Origin of the sequence: Gordonia aichiensis NBRC 108223 (assembly GCF_000332975.1) — a bacterium.
Taxonomy (GTDB): Bacteria; Actinomycetota; Actinomycetes; order Mycobacteriales; family Mycobacteriaceae; genus Gordonia; species Gordonia aichiensis.
The window spans coordinates 37184-54819 of record NZ_BANR01000028.1 but is presented as its reverse complement, the minus strand read 5'-3'; the positions used below and the strand labels follow the sequence as shown (position 1 = coordinate 54819).

At 65.2% G+C, this 17636-nt stretch carries 14 protein-coding genes; 4 read left to right on the top strand and 10 right to left on the bottom strand.

Annotated features, from left to right (window positions below; translation table 11 throughout):
* Positions 1-493 precede the first annotated feature (493 nt).
* From GOACH_RS20110 to glf, 6 genes are all read right to left on the bottom strand, one after another.
* Positions 494-1444 carry an alpha/beta hydrolase gene (locus tag GOACH_RS20110; RefSeq protein ID WP_245551975.1) on the bottom strand — a complete coding sequence of 317 codons (951 nt, stop codon included), beginning with the start codon at positions 1442-1444 and terminating at the stop codon, positions 494-496.
* A 524-nt stretch (positions 1445-1968) separates the two neighbouring features.
* Entirely contained in the window at positions 1969-4404 is a 2436-nt protein-coding gene (locus tag GOACH_RS24035; protein ID WP_005178957.1) for an arabinofuranosyltransferase AftB family protein, read from the bottom strand.
* Positions 4394-5311, bottom strand: coding sequence for a decaprenyl-phosphate phosphoribosyltransferase (locus GOACH_RS20100; RefSeq protein WP_005178949.1), 918 nt, complete (start codon positions 5309-5311; stop codon positions 4394-4396). The genes GOACH_RS24035 and GOACH_RS20100 overlap by 11 nt, the downstream gene beginning before the upstream one ends.
* On the bottom strand, positions 5308-6051 hold the full coding sequence (locus tag GOACH_RS20095) for a phosphatase PAP2 family protein (RefSeq protein ID WP_005178947.1): 744 nt from the start codon (positions 6049-6051) through the stop codon (positions 5308-5310). The genes GOACH_RS20100 and GOACH_RS20095 overlap by 4 nt, the downstream gene beginning before the upstream one ends.
* A complete protein-coding gene (locus GOACH_RS20090) occupies positions 6032-8002 on the bottom strand; it encodes a glycosyltransferase (RefSeq protein ID WP_005178945.1) in 1971 nt (656 codons plus the stop codon). The genes GOACH_RS20095 and GOACH_RS20090 overlap by 20 nt, the downstream gene beginning before the upstream one ends.
* Complete coding sequence (gene glf / locus GOACH_RS20085; RefSeq protein ID WP_005178942.1) at positions 8003-9235, bottom strand: UDP-galactopyranose mutase; 1233 nt, start codon at positions 9233-9235, stop codon at positions 8003-8005. It lies immediately after the preceding gene.
* Between the two features lie 225 nt (positions 9236-9460).
* On the opposite strand from glf, the gene GOACH_RS20080 reads away from it, so the two are divergent.
* Positions 9461-10312 carry a PIG-L deacetylase family protein gene (locus GOACH_RS20080; RefSeq protein ID WP_005178940.1) on the top strand — a complete coding sequence of 284 codons (852 nt, stop codon included), beginning with the start codon at positions 9461-9463 and terminating at the stop codon, positions 10310-10312.
* A 73-nt stretch (positions 10313-10385) separates the two neighbouring features.
* Entirely contained in the window at positions 10386-11120 is a 735-nt protein-coding gene (locus GOACH_RS20075; RefSeq protein WP_005178938.1) for a GAF and ANTAR domain-containing protein, read from the top strand.
* A 162-nt stretch (positions 11121-11282) separates the two neighbouring features.
* Here GOACH_RS20075 and GOACH_RS20070 read toward each other — a convergent pair whose 3' ends face one another.
* A complete protein-coding gene (locus tag GOACH_RS20070; RefSeq protein ID WP_005178935.1) occupies positions 11283-12857 on the bottom strand; it encodes a SpoIID/LytB domain-containing protein in 1575 nt (524 codons plus the stop codon).
* Positions 12858-13231: 374 nt separating this feature from the next.
* Between GOACH_RS20070 and GOACH_RS20065 the strand changes: the two genes are divergently transcribed.
* Positions 13232-13819 carry a peroxidase-related enzyme gene (locus GOACH_RS20065; RefSeq protein WP_005178928.1) on the top strand — a complete coding sequence of 196 codons (588 nt, stop codon included), beginning with the start codon at positions 13232-13234 and terminating at the stop codon, positions 13817-13819.
* A gap of 98 nt (positions 13820-13917) precedes the next feature.
* The gene (locus GOACH_RS20060; RefSeq protein ID WP_005178924.1) at positions 13918-15081 is read left to right on the top strand and encodes an acyl-CoA dehydrogenase family protein; all 1164 of its coding nucleotides are present in this window, start codon (positions 13918-13920) and stop codon (positions 15079-15081) included.
* Positions 15082-15153: 72 nt separating this feature from the next.
* Here GOACH_RS20060 and GOACH_RS20055 read toward each other — a convergent pair whose 3' ends face one another.
* The 3 genes from GOACH_RS20055 to GOACH_RS20045 are packed head-to-tail and all read right to left on the bottom strand — an operon-like array spanning position 15154 to position 17635.
* Positions 15154-16029, bottom strand: coding sequence for a Cof-type HAD-IIB family hydrolase (locus GOACH_RS20055; protein WP_005178922.1), 876 nt, complete (start codon positions 16027-16029; stop codon positions 15154-15156).
* Positions 16022-16828, bottom strand: coding sequence for a lysophospholipid acyltransferase family protein (locus GOACH_RS20050; protein WP_005178919.1), 807 nt, complete (start codon positions 16826-16828; stop codon positions 16022-16024). The genes GOACH_RS20055 and GOACH_RS20050 overlap by 8 nt, the downstream gene beginning before the upstream one ends.
* A gap of 39 nt (positions 16829-16867) precedes the next feature.
* The gene (locus tag GOACH_RS20045) at positions 16868-17635 is read right to left on the bottom strand and encodes a lysophospholipid acyltransferase family protein (RefSeq protein ID WP_005178917.1); all 768 of its coding nucleotides are present in this window, start codon (positions 17633-17635) and stop codon (positions 16868-16870) included.
* Position 17636 lies beyond the last annotated feature (1 nt).

Genomic DNA, 17636 nt, shown 5'->3' with positions numbered 1-17636 from the left:
CAGGCGGCTGTGCGGGCGCCGACGGCTGCGCGGGAGGCGCAGCGGGTGGATCGGCGGGCGCCATCGCCTGCCCCGCCATCGTCACGCCGACCACCATGGCGATCGTCGCCACTGCGGCAGCCGCGGCCCGCGTGACACCCCGCCGTCGCCAGTGCTCGTTCGTCACCCGATCCCCCTTCGCGCGATCAGCGCGTACCGCTCGACGCATTCGACTCCCACTCCTTCGCACCGTGGGCGGAGATCCGCGGTGCACACGTCTGCGCGCACCTCAGAAATCACAGCTATCCCACTAGTCACATTTAGCCTCAGGTGTTTCTTACCCTGTCGCGGGGCCGAATCCTGCGCGACGCGCTGGGACGGGTGAGATTTTTGTGACTTCTGATGCGAATGGGGTCGATGCCTGGTGGCGACGATGGCTGGTTGTCGCAGAAACGACGCAACCCCGGCCGGAGTCCCGGTCGGGGTTGCGTTCGAGTGATCGGTACTGATCAGGTCAGCGGAAGAAGCCTCGCTGGTAGGCGTTCCACACCATGTCCTGCCAGTAGCCCCACGCGTGGGTGCCGTTGGCGTCGTAGGTCATGAGGTTGATGCCCTGAGTAAAGGCCGCGAGTTCGAATGCCTTGCGCTGCGCGAGGGCGAGCACTTCGAGCGTCGAACCCTTGAAGAGATCGTCGAAGACGTTCGGCAGTGCGTTGTACCGGCCGAAGAGTCCGTTACCCGACCCGGTGAACACCTTCAGGTGATGCATCCGGTTGATCAGCATGAACGGGTCGTTGTCGTACCAGCGCTGATCCCACGGCGGGCCCCACATGGCGTCGACGTTCCACGGCTTGGGGTCGACGTCGAGCATCGCCAGGCGCAGCATGGTGTGCATTCCGGGGGCGCTGAGGAAGTCGTAACCCGACAGCGAGCCTGCCGCGTAGTAGAGGTCGGGGCGCTTGGCCGCGAGCACCAGAGCAGCGTTACCACCGGATGAGATGCCCATGATGGCGTACTTGCCACCCTTGCCCTTGAAGCCCTTCTGGCGCAGGGCGGGAGCGAGCTTGTCCTGGATCACGCATTCCCACATGTAACGACGCTGCTGGCCGTTGAAGTTACTGGGAGCGTTCCAGTTGGTGTAGAAGCTGGCAGGTCCGCCGATCGGCTCAACGACGTTGACGCCGTGGTTGACCAGTTCCTGCACGTTGGTGTTGATCTCCCAGCCCGAGAAGTCGTACTGGGCGCGCATGCCGTCGAGCAGGATCACGGTACGGTTGTTGCCCGGCTTGGACCAGGAACGCACCTTGACCATCCCGGGAGCCATCGACTTGTTGCCGAAGGCGCCATTGGTGGGCATCCCGCAGCCGTTGACCCACCACTCGCTCTTGCCCGCAGGGGTTCCGTTGACACGTGCGTCGGCGGTACCCGCGCCCGTGATGACCGAAGCGAGACCTGCGATCGTCATCAATGCGACGGTCACCGCCACCAACCGGCTACGCAGCCGCAAACCACCACGCCTACCGGATCCGGGTGTCACCGTTTCCGACCTCACCGCTACTCCCATCGACCAAACTCTCCTCTGTTACCAGTCCCCATGCGTCCCACCGGACACACCAGGCACCAGATCGTTACGTGCGCGATATCAACCCGACCGGCTCGAGTCCCCCTGGACGACCACGCTCGACCCGCGCGATTCCTCGCACGAACCGTGACACTGGCCACCTCGCGTGTGCACATGCACAACGTTTCGGCAGCCTATTGCATCGCCCAACACACTGACAATCAGTGTGACCGTCACCACATCCACAGTCTGTCGACGTGGACACTGTGCCGATCGACCAATATCGCTCGGTCGTATCTCTCATCGCTTTATCAGGCTTCGACGTTACCTATCCGATACATAACAGGACAAATCGATCGTGCACTCAGGCACCTCTCAGGCATGTGACCTGCACTGTCGCTACTCCGAGAGGTATCAGAATGTGACGCTCATCTCGGATGCAGACGCGGCGGGACAGGCAGCCCGCAGCGCTGGAGTTCGTACTCCGGATTGCGTTGGATGCGGTAGTCGGTGAAGCCGAACGACTCCGACAGATTCGACTTGAACCGCTCGAACGACCAGGTGCCCTTATACGACTCGATACGGTCGACGGTCTGCGAACAGGTAAGAGCCTCACGGGCCTGCGCGACCACGTCCTCGTCGAGGAACCCCGGAAGCACCGGCCATCTGGGGTAGGCACCCGACTCGGCGACAACCCACTCTGCCGGCAAATTCTTGTCGTGTCCGATGCGACCGTCCTCGAGACGTTCGGTGTGCGCCGCGATCGGGTAGGCGAGACCCATCTGATCGACCACGCGCACATCGAGCGGAGCATTCATGCTCGTCATTCCGAGGTTGAGGAAGTACACCGTCGCCTTGCGCTTGTCCTGCGGCGTGTTGTCGGGAAGTTTGGCCACGTACCACTCGTCGTAGTTGCCCGACGGCAGGATCACACCTCCCTGTGTGCGGTACTCGTTGATCCGCTCGACCATCGCGCGCATCCGCGGGTAGTCGAGATAGTCGGCCGCGGTGACGGGGTTCTCGTTGCCCATGTTGGTCACGTAGAACCGGCGTTCGTCGACGATCCCGCTGCGCCCGATGTCGATACCCGCGTTCGGGAGCACCTTCTCGTGGCAGACGATCGCCCACACGAGCGTCGTGATCCACAGCGCCGCCATCACCGTCGCACCGCCACACTGCACCAGGACACGACGTCGCCGACCTGTGTCCCTCGCTGCGTCGACGCCGCGGCCGAATGCAGTGCGAACGTCTGCGAGGGCGGGCAGCGAGAGTGGTACGACCATGACCGGGAGCAGGATCGTGAACAGCGGGGTCAGCAGAACACGTCCGTGCATGAAGTCACCGCCCTGACGCAGCCAGTAGACGCCGACGATGAGCCCCGCGACCGTGATGGTCACCGTCACCGCCTTGGGTGTCTGCAGACTCCACGACCACCGCGACAGGCGCTCACCGATCGTCGGTTTCGGGGCGTCGCTCGCCGAGCTTGGGGCCGCTGAGTCAGGGCCCGACGAGTCTGGGGCCGACGGGTCAGGGGCCGACGGGTCCGGGCCTTCGGTCGTGGCCGAGCCGCTCAGACGAATCCCCACGACGAGCAGAACCCCCGCGACGATCGCCATGACGGCGGGCAGGACCAACGTGTACGGCCCGAAGAGATTGCCGAGATAGATGAAACCCTGATGCCATTTGGACCCGCTCGCGTCCTTGGCGACCGCCGGGTTGGGTACCAGAAGCGCGTAGTAACCCATTCGCAAGATCTGGTAACCGACCGGCAGGACTGCCGCGCACAGCACAACACCCACACGCATCTTCCACGTCAGCGGCGCCAGGAAGACCAACACGAGCGCAATGCCGCCGATGACGGTGAGCTCCGGGCGGATCAGCGGAGCGAGGCCGGCCCAGAAGGCGAGAAACAGGGTTGCCGCTGTTGCCCGGGCACCACCGGCAGACCTTCGTCCTTCGGTGCCTTCTGGTTGTCGCTGCCTTGGTTGTCGCTGTCCGGGTTGTTGCTGTCCGGGTTGTTGCTGTACGGGTTGTTGCTGTACGGGTTGTTGCTGTACGGGCCGTCGACGCGCCCACGAGATGAGTAGGCACCACAGCACCGCAACCCAGAAGATGCACAGCCCGTTCTCCAGGCCGCTCGTGGCGAAATCGCGTGCGGGCGGGATTGCGATGTAGATGATCGCGCCCAGAGGCAGCAGCAGTGTGACGCCACTGGCCGCTGGTCCGCTGATGCGCGGGCCGAGCAGGCGTGCCGTGCCGTACATCGCGATCGGGATCGCGGACACCGAGAGCACCAGTGCCACCCAGAGCGCGACGTACTCGAGTTGGCCGTCGGTGACCCAAGCCCAGAACCACAGCAGATAGGTCCACGCGGTCGAGGTGTTGGCCTCGACACGCTCGCCCGCATTGAACACGGGGCCGTTGCCCGCGAACAGGTTTCGCAGTGTGCGCAACACGATCAAACCGTCGTCGGCGATCCACCGGCGCTGCCACGCGCCGATCGTGAAGAACGTCGTGACCGCGATGGCTCCGATCAGGAAGCTGATCGTCGCGGTCCACTGCCGCGGCCCCCACGACGACAGGAATCGTCGACGTCCCTGGTCCGTCGGCGGACCGCCGTCACCTGTGAGGGCAGCGGATTCGTCACCGCGGGCACCGACGTCCGCGGCTGAGGCGTCGGCATTGCCGTCGAATGCGCCACCAACCCCGTCGGCGCCGCCACGATCCCCGTCGACAGCAGCGATGACGACGGTGTCATCGATCGTGAGAGCGCGTGTATCCCCGTCGGCAACCGTGTCACCGGGGGTTTCGCGAAGTCTGTGCCGTCCCGCCCGAGCGGGCTCGTCCCGAACGTCAGACGGCATAGACCGCGACACCAACGCAGACGATCCATGCCAGCGCCAGGATCTGCAGGATGCGGTCCCCGAAGGCGATCTCCTCGGGCTCCCCCGCCGTCCCGCCGTCAACGACGACGGCATAGCGCAGGATCGCAATGGTGAACGGCACCATCGAGAGGGCATACCACACGTTGGTGTCGTGGCCGGAGTTCTTGTCGAACGCCCACAGCCCGTAGAACGCAACGACCAGCGTCGCCGACAGCGTCCACACGAAACGCAGGTAGCTCGTGGTGTAGTACTGCAGCGACTTACGGATCTTGGCGCCGGTGTGCTCGGCGAGCACGAGTTCGGCATAGCGCTTGCCCGCCGCCATGAACAGCGAACCGAACGCCATGACCAGCAGGAACCACTGCGAGAGCTTGATGTCGGTCGCAGTACCACCCGCAATCGCACGCAGCAGGAAGCCGGAGGAGACGATGCAGATGTCGATGACGGGCTGGTTCTTCAGCCCGAAGCAGTAGCCGAGCTGGATCACCAGATACACGGCGATGACCACTGCCGTCTGCCAGTTCGCCGAGTAGGCGATGAGCAACGACGCCACGCCGAGCACTACGGCGAGCACGTAGGCGAGCGTGACCGGCACCACGCCCGCGGCGATCGGGCGATACCGCTTGGTCGGGTGATTGCGGTCGGAGTCGACGTCGATGGCGTCGTTGATCAGATAAATGCACGACGACGCGAGGCAGAAAGCCACGAAGGCGATCCCGGCGCGGCCGAGCACATGGGCGTCGGTGATGCTGCCCGCAGCCAGCGGCGCGGCCAGGACCAGGACATTCTTCACCCACTGCCGGGGACGGAGTGCCTTGATCAAGCCGTCGACCCGGTTCTTCGGGGGGCCGACCTTCTTGCCGTGCTCGATGGGCTCCTCGCTCATGCCTCTCCTCGGTTCCTGATCACCCACGCGGCCGCTGTCCGTGCGGTCTGCCCGGGCACCGCGAAAGCACCGGCTCGAGCCGCCATGCGCGCGGTGCGCGTGGCACGCGGATGCCCGGCAGCCGACCGCGACGCACGCTCGATGAGCGTGTCACCCCCGACGACGGCCCCAGCACCCAGTGCACCGAGTGCGGCTCCCGCGGCGACGTCGCTCGGATAGTGGACACCGAGCACAAGTCGCGACGTGAGCATAGGCGGCACGAGGAGGGCCGGGAGCAGGTAGGGCGGCAATCCGGCAGCTCGACCGATCAGAATCGATGCCGCGGTCGTCGACGTCGCGTGCGACGACGGGAAGCTCAGCTTGCTCGGCGTCGACACCCCGATGCGGATTCGGGGGTCGTGCGGTCGGGGGCGTCGGACGATTCGCTTGATGACCACCGACGCCGCGTGCGTCCCGAATGCTCCGACGCCCGCCTCGATCCAGCGGCGTTGCGCAGCCCCGTCACCTCGTCGACGCGCTCTGACGTAGCCGAGTCCCGAGACCGCCAGCCAGCCGAGCGAGTGCTCGCCGAAGTGCGACAGCGCGCGCGCCGCCGGGAGCACACCGGGACGGTCGTAGAGCGCGTCCTGGATGGCGATCAGCGCGTCGACCTCTCGGCTCTCGTCGCGGCCGACCGTACTCGACGACGCGTCACTCGATCCCGCTTTACTCAATTCCCCGTCACTCGATACCGAAGACACCGGCCCAGCTCTCCTTACTGGTCAGCTCCTGGTGAGCGGCGCGGTAGCGCTCTGTCATCTCAGGAAACCGTTCGTTGAGTTCGCGCACGAGGGCTGCGGATTCACGTGCGAGCGCGACCATCTTGTCGCGGTCGCGCTGCCGATACACCACTCCCCTGCCATCCGCGGTGGTCACCGTGACGCCGTCGACACGTCCGAGTGAGAACCACCGGGCCTCGATGGGCGGGTAATTGGCTTGCGGCACTTCGTGGTGATGGGGATCGGCGGGACGCAGATTGTTGACCACCGACGCCGCAAGTGCTTTCAGCTTGCTGAACGGGTTGGTCGGGATGTTGACCCCGAGATGCGTTGCCTCTCCGCTGGTTCGGGGGAGCTCGGTGGCCGACGGCAGGACGACGGCGTCGGGGTACTGCTTGCGCATCTCGGCGACCTTGGGCAGCGCGGTCGGCAGCAGGTCGCGAATATGGTCGGGCCCGGCGAGAAAATCGCGGATCGCCTCATTCTGAATGGCCACCGTCGAATACTCAAGGCACAGAAGATGTTTCGCGGTCGCCTTGACCATCGACTGCAGAATACCCTTGATCGGTCCGTCGTGGTGGATCGCTGCGACGACGAGGCGGTTACGCAGGTGGAAGTACGCCTGCCAGTCGATGGCGTCGTCCTTGTCGCTCCACGCCATGTGCCAGATCGCGATTCCCGGGATCGTCGCCGTCGGATACCCGGCCTTGGCAGCACGCAGTGCGTACTCCCAGTCGTCCCATTTGATGAACAACGGCATCGGCAGGCCGATCTGCTCCGCGCACTCACGCGGGATCATGCACATCCACCAGCCGTTGCCCTCCACGTCGATGCGACGATGCAGGTTCTTTGAGTTCTCGCGGTCGCGGAGAGGGTATTTGGCGAAGTCGTGGTCGTAGTCGACGAACGGTGCAGCGGTCCACATGAAGGTGTGGTGATTGATCACCTCACCCATCGAGTGCAGGTGACTGCGATCCTGCAGATTCAGCATCTGACCGCCGACGAGCATCGGGGTCTTCGCGAACCGCGACATCGCCAACGCACGCAGGATGGAATCCGGCTCGATCGCGATGTCATCGTCCATGTAGAGGACGTACGGGCTGTCGGTCAGTCGCAGCGCCTCGTACATGATGCGCGCATAGCCGCCCGAACCACCGAGGTTGCCCTGGTTGAAGATATGCAGCCGGTCGCCCAGCGCGGCGGCGGCCTCGTCGTAGCCCGGCTCATCGACGACATTGCGGGTGCCCTGGTCGGGCATGAGCACGGCGTCGATCACCTCGTCCACCAACGGATCCGACGTGAGCGCGGCGAGCGCGTTGACCGCATCCGTCGGCCGGTTGAAGGTCGGGATGCCGACGGTGACACGCTTGGTCTCCGGTCCGGTTGCGGCCGCGACCGCCGAATACCAACCCGCCGAGACGATCTCGGTGTCGGTGTCGGTGGTCACGTCGAACCAGATCCAGCCGCCGTCCTCGAACGGCCCCAGATCGAGCTCGAATTCGATGACGCCGTAACCGTTGTCGTCGGTGGGCACCAGATCGCCACCGATACCGATCCGCGAGCCGTCGACCTTCGACCGGTACAGGTCGATGCGGCAGGTCCCGCGTACCTCGATGCGCAGCACCACAGAGGTCAAGACCGACCAGCGTCGCCAATACGACGCCGCGAACGCATTGAAGTACGTCTCGAAGCTGACCTCGGATTCGCCTGCGAGCAGCACCGACGTCCGAGTCGGGGCGTGGGCACGGCGCGTGTTGTTGTCCGACTCCACCTGGTAGAGCGAGCGCACGTCGATGGGCTCACCCGGCCGCGGGAAGATGACCCGCTGCAGCAGCTCGACGGCTTTCGAGTCGGGCGCGGTTTTCGTCTGCGCCGGGACCGGGCCGGGCGTCGCGCGCTTCTCGGTCGTGTCGTTGGAAACAGTCACACTCATCTACTCCGCCTCCGCGAGCGGCGCACCGTCGCTCAGGTGCGGCGCCAGCGTGTTCTCGAACATGGTGAGCGCACTCGCGATCGCCATGTGCATGTCCAGGTACTGATAGGTGCCGAGTCGTCCGCCGAACAGCACCTTGGCTTTCGCGGTCTCCGACTTGGCCAGTTCCCGGTAGGCCGCGACCTTCTCACGGTCTTCCGGGGTGTTGATGGGGTAATAGGGCTCGTCGTCGTCGTTCGCGAACCGGCTGAATTCGCGCATGATGACGGTCTTGTCCGTCGGGTAGTTCTTCCGTTCGGGGTGGAAGTGCCGGAACTCGTGGATACGTGTGAACGGGACGTCGGCGTCGTTGTAGTTCATCACCGGGGTGCCCTGGAAGTCGCCTGTCGGCAGCACCTCGGTCTCGAAGTCGAGGGTGCGCCAGCCCATACGTCCGGCGGAGTAGTCGAAGTACCGGTCCAATGGGCCGGTGTAGACGACGGGGGCGTCGGGGTTGGCCGCGCGGATCTCGTCGCGCACGGCGAACCAGTCGGTGTCCAGACGCACCTCAATGCGCTCGTCGGCCGCCATGTTCTCCAGCCACGCGGTGTAACCGTCAACCGGCAGACCCTCGTAGGTGTCGTTGAAGTAGCGGTTGTCGAAGGTGTAGCGCACCGGCAGGCGCGTGATATTCGACGCCGGCAGGTTCTTGGGGTCTGTCTGCCACTGTTTGGCCGTGTACGCCTTGATGAACGCCTCATAGAGCGGCCGACCGATCAGGCTGATCGCCTTCTCCTCGAGGTTCTTGGCGTCCTTCGTGTCGATCTCGCTGGCCTGCTCCGCAATCAGCGCGCGAGCCTCGTCGGGGCTGTAATACCGGCCGAAGAACTGTGAGACCAGGCCAAGTCCCATGGGGAACTGGTACGCCTGGCCGTCATGCAACGCGAACACCCGGTGCTGGTAGCCGGTGAAGTCGGTGAACTGGTTGACGTAGTCCCACACCTTCTTGTTCGACGTGTGGAACAGGTGCGCCCCATACTTGTGCACCTCGATGCCGGTCTCGGGCTCCGGCTCGGAGTAGGCGTTACCGCCGATGTGTGACCTGCGCTCGACCACGAGAACCCGCTTGTCGAGTTGTGTCGCCGCGCGCTCGGCAATGGTGAGACCGAAGAACCCGGACCCGACCACGATGAGATCAACCGTGGGGATCTGATCGGCGGCAGGGTTCGACGCGACGTTGCTATTGGTGGCCACGGGTGTTCAGGGTAACCGACCCGATGACGAGGTCATCGCCACACGCGGGGCTCCCGCCATGCCGATCGAGCACGGTTCGTCTCTGTGATGTGGGTCGACCGCCCGATCTCGGCTGGCCACGGCCCGTATACTCAGTGCACTGGGCTGTAGAGATCGGCTCGCTGAACACTGTGCAACGCAGCGTGTGCACCGCGGATTGCGCAACTCCCCCATAGGAGTCCGCCAATGACCTCTTCGTTCGTCACTCCACAAGGCCCGTCGCCGACCCTCTCGCAGGGTTCGCCGACCCCCGACGTCCCGATTCCTCCACGGACGCCGATGAAGCGCTTCTTTCCCGGCCCGACCCTGGGCCAGTCGCCCAGGTCCTTCGGTACCCCCGAACCGGAGTGGCTCAGCTGGCTGGCCTCTCAGTCCTGGCCAGAGGTGATTTTCGACATCGACCGCCTCGTCGTCGTCGCCGCTCATCCCGACGACGAGATCTTGGGGGCAGGAGGCCTCGTACACGCCGCAGCATCGCAGGGCATCGACGTGGTCACCATCTGCGCGTCCGACGGCCACGTGGCCCATCCCGGGTTACCCGAACAGTTGGCCAACCGTCGTCATCTCGAACTCGACACCGCCTCGGTGCTGCTCGGCCTCGATCTCCCACGATGGGGCGGCCTCCACTCGGGAACCCTCGACCAGTACCCCGAGCGCCTCGACACGATGATCGTCGACGCGCTCGGCGATCAGCCGGGCGCCCGCAACGGCATACTCGCCGTCTGGGATCACGACGGCGAGGCCGATCACGAAGCTGTCGGCCAGGCCGCCATGCGCATCGCCAAGCCACGCGGCATCCAACTGTGGATGTACCCGATCTGGCTGTGGTACTGGGCGCGGCCCGGTGAGCCGCAGGTGCCCTGGCACCGGGTACAGACCGTCGGCGTCTCGCCGACAGTGATGGCGGTGAAGAACGCCGCGGCGCGCTCGTTCGCAGATCAGAAGCGCCCACGCAACCAGGACGACAAACCCCAGCCCATTCTCGGGAGTTCCATCACCTCTCACCTGCTCCGACCGACGGAGTATGTTTTCGGCTGAGGCAACTGTCATGCGCCCTGTGTGGCGTGGAAGGCATGGGCCGCAACGAACAGCTGCGTGGAAGGAGTACACGTTGACCGACCTCACCTCGCAGGCGGATGCGCAACGCACCGCGCCGACCACGTGGACCGGTGCCGACATCGCACAGAAGAGCTCGGAGATCGCCCAGATCGTCAAGCAGTTGCAGGCCGAGAGCGCCGACACCGACATGCTGTTGCGACTGTTCACCAAGGCCGCCGCCGAAACCATCGGTTCCGACTACGCCAGCATCACCGTCGTCACGAACGGTCGCATCGAGACCCCCGTGATGATTGGCGAGATCGCTGCGCAGTCCGATGCACTCCAGCAGAGGTTCGGCGAGGGGCCGTGCATTCGGTCGGCCACCGACGACACCACGGTCTGGATCGACGACATGCGTCGAGAAGCACGGTGGCCGACGTTCTGCGCGGCTGCCGCCGACCTCGGAATCCGCTCGATGGCCTGCTTCTGTCTCTACATCGCGGGAGAAGAGCGCGGCGCCCTCAACCTGCACAGCACCGAGCTGGATGCGTTCGACGACGAAACGCGCGCGCTCGGCCAGTTGTTCGCCGCCCACACCGCAACGGTGTTCTCGGCGGTACGCGAGAAAGAACAGCTCCGCACAGCGCTGAGTTCGCGCGATCTGATCGGCCAGGCCAAGGGCATGCTGATGGAGCGGTACCGCCTCAGCCCCGACCAGGCGTTCAGTCTGTTGGCCCGACTCTCCCAGGACTCCAACACCAAGCTCGTCGACATCGCGCAGCGGGTCGTCGACGCCGGCCCCGAGTAGTCGGGCCGGGGTCGACGGCTCGGGTGGTTGGCTCGAAGCAGTTGGCTCGACGATCCGTATGACGTTTACCCCCGAAACCGGCCCCAACTGTCATACGGATCGAGACGCCACGCCGATGGGGTCGCCACACTGATCGACCACGGCCCGACCCGACCCGACCGCTCAGCGCAGCCGGTCGGCGCGCGGGAAGCCGAGCACCGGAACGCCGCCACGCTGTTGGAAGTCGGCCAGTCCTTTGCCCGCGAGCGCGTGAGCGCCGGTCTGCCGACTGAAGAACATCATGCCCTTCTGGAACAACTGGGTGACCCCCGCGCCGTCCGGCGTGAGTGTGGGGACACCGATGGCCTGCCCGAGCGGGCCGGTGATCCCACCGAGCTCGCCGACCCTGCCATTGATGGCATCCGTCGCGATGCCCAGGAGCTTCGACGACCCGGGCACCAGGTTGTCGGCAAGACCGGTCAGCGAATCGGGGATCAGCGATCCGAGGTCGACCGAACCCAGGCCTGCACCAGCACCCGGCGACGTCAGAGGCGCCACGATCTTCGGCTTGCTCGTCTGTCCCCGCACCGAGAACCACGACGACTTGAGTTGCAGTTTGGTCCGCACATCCTCGCCCGTCGCCTCGACAGTGGCCGACGATCCCGATATCCGCACCCGCAACGCACGACCATTCTCCGGACCGAGCCCGTTGGCCTCGATCACCTCGAAGCTACGCAGCGCGCCGACTCCGAACGCCGAAGCTATGCTCGCTGCACTCACGGTTGCGCTCCAATTATGTTCCGGCGCAATCGCATCGCCTTCATCGACGACAGCGGGGAACCGTCCGCCCGCGGTATATCCGCCCGTCGATGCCGAGAACTCGGTGAGCGCTGGCTGACCGTTCTGTCGCAGGATCTGGCCCGCCGTTGCGTCGGCAGCGCGGTTGGTTCGCGGATCCTCGCCCGCGACACCGCCGTACATCTGGGAGTTCTGCGTGTCGTCGATCTTCTTGCCACCCGCGATGGCTGCCAAGGCATAACTGCGCGCGACGACGGCCTGCGCCTTGAGCGCCTCCATCCCGCCGGAGTCGCCCCATCCGGGGATGCTCTCCTTGGCGATCACGCCCTTGACGTAATCGTCGATGTTCAGCTTGTTGACCACGCGCCCGCCGTCGAATCCGAGGGACCCGCGGTAGGCCGCATTCGATCCGCAGAACTTGAGCAGCTCGTTCGCCGGGCGGCCTGCAGCCGCATTGACCGGGTCGACGAACGTCGCGGGTACCGACCGCACAGCACCCCCGCCGCAGCCGTTGGTGATGGTCGCCGTCCCACCCGAGATGCTCACGGCCTGTCCCGGCTGCACCGCCACGTTCCCCACGCGCGCACCGGCATCGGCCCGTACATTGACCGTCGACTGCTTGCTCAGTCCGACGGTGATATCGGGCTTGTCGGTCTTGCCGAGCGTGGTGCCGCCATAGAAGTGCTGCAGGATCTTCGCCGCGGACCAGCCTCGCTTCGCATATCCGTACGCACCCCACTGGCCCATGCCGCGGCCGTGACCGTGGCCGTGGCCGATCAGCGCCACCTGGGAGTCTGCCGCGAGGCCGACGTCGGAGTGTGTCGAGAAGCCATCACCCGCGAATACCCCTCCCACCAGTAGCGCAGGGGCAACCGCGCAGACGACCAGGGACGATGTTCGACGACGTCGACTCCCCGGACGCGCCCGGGAGACGAACGGATTCGACAGTCGGATGTTCACGGCTGTCCGCACCTCCAGCGCGCAGTTGAACAGACACTCCCCGTCGAGGTCTGTTACGGATGTGACTAATGGGACTTATGTGACCATAGTGATTCTTCTTCCAAATACCAACCTCAGGGCGTAACAACCGCGTCACGAGTTGGTCGGCCTGCGTGGCCCGGTCGGGCCATGATCACCTCTCGCCATCGATCCGGCGTGGCGGGGTCAGCACGAACAGTTGCGCTCTCCGCAGTTCTTAACCTGTCGCTTCCTCGTGCCGCTCCTTACCGTTCGACGCACCGCCGCGGCACTCAGACATCGCCCACGGGACCAGGATTGGCCGACACCATCGCCGAAGTACGACCCACACACCCACACGCCAATGGAGACACCGCATGACACATACGCTCGACGCCTCGCCCGTTACTCAGATCTCGCGTCTGGACGTGCCCGAGATCGACGCGCTGCCCGACGAACTCCAGCGCCAGATCCGCGCCATCGAACGGCAGGTGGGCTACATCCCCAACTGGGTGCGCGCATTCGCACTCGGCGGAGCCCACGCCGCACGCTTCAACGAGTACATCCTCGCGCTGCTCGACCCGAATGCGGGCCTGCTCCCCTATGCCGACCGCGAGTTGATCGCCACGGTGAGTTCCGCCGAGAACGGTTGCTCCTACTGCCGCCTCAACCATGCCGTGAGCCTCGGAGATGCGCTCGGCGACAGAAAGCTCGGCACGAGGATCGCCGTCGACTATCGCGACGTGCGTGAACTCACGCCACGCCAGCGAATTCTCGCCGACTTCGCTGCCACCCTCTCGGTCCACCCCGGAGACGTCTCCGACGACGATCTGAGCGCTCTGCGCAACCTCGGCCTCGACGACGCCGCGATCTACGAGGCCATCCAGGTTGTCGCCGCATTCGCCGCGGCCAACCGATTCAGCATCGCGCTCCAGGTCCGGCCCGACGACCAGTTCTTCGACTGATCGAACCCGACGACACACAGCACTTCCCGCCCACGGCAGCACGTTGTGATGCCGACAGCACCACCTCACCCCTCGACAGCACCACCAAAGGAGCAACCGTGACCACCATCCAGCCCACAGACACGTGGGTAATCCCCGAGGACACCCTCGAGCGCTTCCGTGAACGCGCCGTCGCCCACGACCGCGACAACACCTTCTTCGCCGACGACCTGGCCGAGCTTTCCGAACTGGGTTACCTGCGTTCGACATTGCCCGTCGAGCGCGGCGGACTCGGACTCTCGCTGCACCGGTTCAATGCGGAGCAGCGTCGACTGGCGACGTTCGCACCGGCGACCGCACTCGGCATCAACATGCACCTCTACTGGGTCGGACCGATCACCGATCAACTCGCCCACGGCAACTCATCGGTGTCCTGGCTTGCCGACGAGGTTGCGGCGGGCAAGGTCATCGCGGCCGGACACGGCGAACCCGGCAACGACCTCGTGATCGATGACTCGACGACGATCGCGACGCCGGTCGACGGCGGCTACCTCATCAGCGGTCGCAAGATCTTCACCTCGCTCTCGCCTGCCTGGGATTGGCTCGGCGTGCACGCGCGTGACAACTCCGACCCCGACCACCCGAAGATCGTGCACACCTTCATCCCGCGCGGGGAATCCGGTGTTACCACGGTCGAGACCTGGGACACGTTGGGCGTGCGGGCAACCGCGAGTCACGACACCCTGCTCGACAACGTGTTCGTACCGCGCGAACGCACAGTGGGTATCGTCGAGATCGGCCAGCAGCCAACGGGTTACGTCGCCGGAATCTTTCCCTGGGTACTGCCGGCGCTGGGCAACATCTATGCCGGGATAGCCCGTCGCGCGCTGGATCTCGCGATCGCATCGGCTACGTCGCGTAGCGCCCTCAGCCTCGATGGACAAACGGTGGCGCACAAGCCGTTCACGCAGTATCACGTCGCAGAAGCCGAACTGGCACTTGAAGCAGTGACCGGATCACTCGACGACCTCACCACATCCCTCACCGCGGGAGAGGATCTCGGCGATCGCGCCCTGCTTCGACTGTTCGCCGCGAAGGAGAACGGCACCCGCGTCGCACGCCAGGTCACCGACCTCGCACTGGAAGTCGCCGGAGCGGGTGCGCTGCATCGCCGCAACGAACTCGAGAGACTGTATCGAGACGTGCGCGCAGGCAGCTTTCACCCGCCAAACTCCGACGCTGTGCGCACCTACATCGGCGCGTTCGCACTCGGCCTCACCTGAGACCGCCGCCTGGCTACGGGTGAAGACGCGCGCCCGTAGCCAGCCCATCCGGGCTGGAACGACACGGTCTCGTCAGCCGAACCACCGGGCCAGCACTCGCGCAACACCGTCCTCGTTGTTGCCCACGGTCACTTCGTCGGCCGCGGCGATGGCAGCGGGATGAGCGTGGCCCATCGCTACGCCGTGACCGGCCCAGTCGAGCATCTCGACATCGTTCGGCATGTCACCGAACGCCACGGTACGGTCCCCGGACAGCCCTGCGAGGTCGATGAGTTTCGTCAGCCCCGACGCTTTGTGGGTGTCGGGTACCGACAGTTCGATCAGCCCGTTGTCGGTGGAGTACGTCACCTGTGCCAGTCCATCGAGATCGGGCAGGAGTCGACGGGCCATCTCGCCGCTCGCCAGATCGGGCTGTCGCACAAGGAGTTTAACCACCGGTTCGGCGTAGACCTCGTCGTCGCCCACCTCGACGTGGTCGGGGTTGAGCCAGGCATGCCGGTAGCCGACCGTTGCGACGAACGGCGCTGTCGCAGCGTCGAACTGGGAGGAACCAACCCGCTCGCCCGCCACCCCTGCCGCGGGCAGTCGACGGGCGATCACCTCGCGGAGAACAGCGAGCCGATCGGTCTGCAGCAGCGACGAGTGCACGATCTCATCGTGCGCGACGTCGTAGATGATGGCCCCGTTGGCGCATACGGCGTATCGGACGTTCACGGCCGAGCCGGGGAACTGATCGGTGATCTCGGCAATCCATCGCGGTGGACGCCCGGTGGCCAGGACGAATTCGGCCCCCGCGCTACATGCCGATCCCAGCACGTCGATGGTGAAGGGCGACACCGTGTTCTGATCGTCGATCAACGTGCCATCGACATCACTGGCTATCAGCGTCGGCGGGCCGTCGAATCCTACGGTCGCCTTTCGGGACGACGCTGCGGATGTATCACTCACGGTTGGCCTTTCGTGCTCGGTCCGCAGCCTTGCGCTCTGCTTCTTCTTTCTCGATGACAGCGGCCTCGTCGGGCGTGGGCGCAGAACCGCCCAGCCGGTGCGGAACCCAGAACGCGTGCGGCGGATACGGACCGTACTCGTCTTGCACGTGAAACAGTAAGGTGCGCATGGTGTCCCGGAGTTCCGCGGTTGCCTGTTCCGGATTGGCGTCGGCCGCTACCGGGATCGGCGCACCGTAGCTGACCGAGACCGGTATGGCGCTGCGCCCCATGTCACGTGTGCCGCTCTTGGTCCATTGCCGTTGCGCTCCCCACACGATGGTGGGCACCAGGGGCACGCCGGCCTCGGCGGCCATGCGTACGGCGCCGGTCTTGAATTCCTTGAGTTCGAAGCTCCTGCTGATCGTTGCCTCGGGATACACCGCGACGATCTCACCGTTCCGCAGCGACGACACCGCTGCCTGGTATGCCGCAGAGCCCTGTGACCGGTCGACGGGCACTGTCCCGGTGTGGGTGATCAGGAATCGCATGATCGCGATGTCCATCATCTCGGACTTGATCATGAAGCGGGTCCGACGCCCGGCCTGGTAGACCCCGTACGCCGCCGGCAGGAAGTCGACGTAGCTCGTGTGGTTGATCACGAGAACGGCTCCCCCGTCGGCAGGGATGTTGTCGAGACCGTCGAGCCGGAGATCCATCTTCTGTGCGCGGACGATGCCCGTGGCAATCAACTCGAGAGCGCGGAAGACCGGCTCCCGACGACGCGAGCCGGGGGTCTGACCTATGGACTCGGAACTCACCCGCCCAGCCTATCGGGCGGTCGTCGGCTTCTCCGGTACCTACCGGGTCGACGAATCGCCCGGTGCAGCCCTGCGCGCCTCCCGCGCGGCCTTCTCCTCTGCGTCGAGGCGGTTGGCCTCCTCGAGTGTCGGGGCCGAGCCGCCCAGCCGCGCGGGCACCCAGAACTCGCCCTTGGGGTGTTCGCCGTAGGCATCCTGCAGCTCGAGCAGCTTCTCGCTCATCGACTTGTGCAGTTGTGCGGTCAGGGTCTCCGGGTCGCCGACCGGTTCGATCGGTTCGGCCACGCCGACCATGATCGTGAACCCGGTGCGCCCGAGCCGTTTGGGGAATCCCTTGGTCCATACGCGCTGGGCTCCCCAGATCACCGTCGGAATCAGCGGGGCGTTTGCTTCCAACGCCATGCGCGCCGCTCCGGTCTTGAACTCCTTGAGCTCGAAGCTCCGACTGATCGTCGCCTCCGGATACACCCCGACCAACTCGCCCTGCTTCAGGTAGTCGACGGCGGCGTGATAGCTCTCGGCGCCGTGCGAGCGGTCGACGGGGATGTGCTTGAGCGCGCGCATGATGGGCCCGGAGACCTTGTTGTCGAAGACCTCTTTCTTCGCCATGAAGCGCACATAGCGCTTGCCCTGCAGGTAAGCCGGGATGCCCGCGTAGGTGAAGTCCATGTAGCCCGTGTGATTGAGGGCGACGACGCCGGGACCGCTCTTCGGAACGTTCTCGACACCGGAGATCTTGAACTTCAAGCCCTCGGCCAGCCACAACAAACGCGCGGTGGTGATGACGGAGGCGTACACAGGTTCCATG

What these genes read in the sequence shown, in the direction of transcription:
- GOACH_RS20110 (WP_245551975.1), bottom strand. Translation starts at nt 1,444, where the DNA reads ATGACGATCGCAGGTCTCGCTTCGGTCATCACGGGCGCGGGTACCGCC.
- GOACH_RS20045 (WP_005178917.1), bottom strand. Translation starts at nt 17,635, where the DNA reads ATGGAACCTGTGTACGCCTCCGTCATCACCACCGCGCGTTTGTTGTGG.
- GOACH_RS24035 (WP_005178957.1), bottom strand. Translation starts at nt 4,404, where the DNA reads ATGCCGTCTGACGTTCGGGACGAGCCCGCTCGGGCGGGACGGCACAGA.
- GOACH_RS20065 (WP_005178928.1), top strand. Translation starts at nt 13,232, where the DNA reads ATGACACATACGCTCGACGCCTCGCCCGTTACTCAGATCTCGCGTCTG.
- GOACH_RS20090 (WP_005178945.1), bottom strand. Translation starts at nt 8,002, where the DNA reads ATGAGTGTGACTGTTTCCAACGACACGACCGAGAAGCGCGCGACGCCC.
- GOACH_RS20100 (WP_005178949.1), bottom strand. Translation starts at nt 5,311, where the DNA reads ATGAGCGAGGAGCCCATCGAGCACGGCAAGAAGGTCGGCCCCCCGAAG.
- GOACH_RS20080 (WP_005178940.1), top strand. Translation starts at nt 9,461, where the DNA reads ATGACCTCTTCGTTCGTCACTCCACAAGGCCCGTCGCCGACCCTCTCG.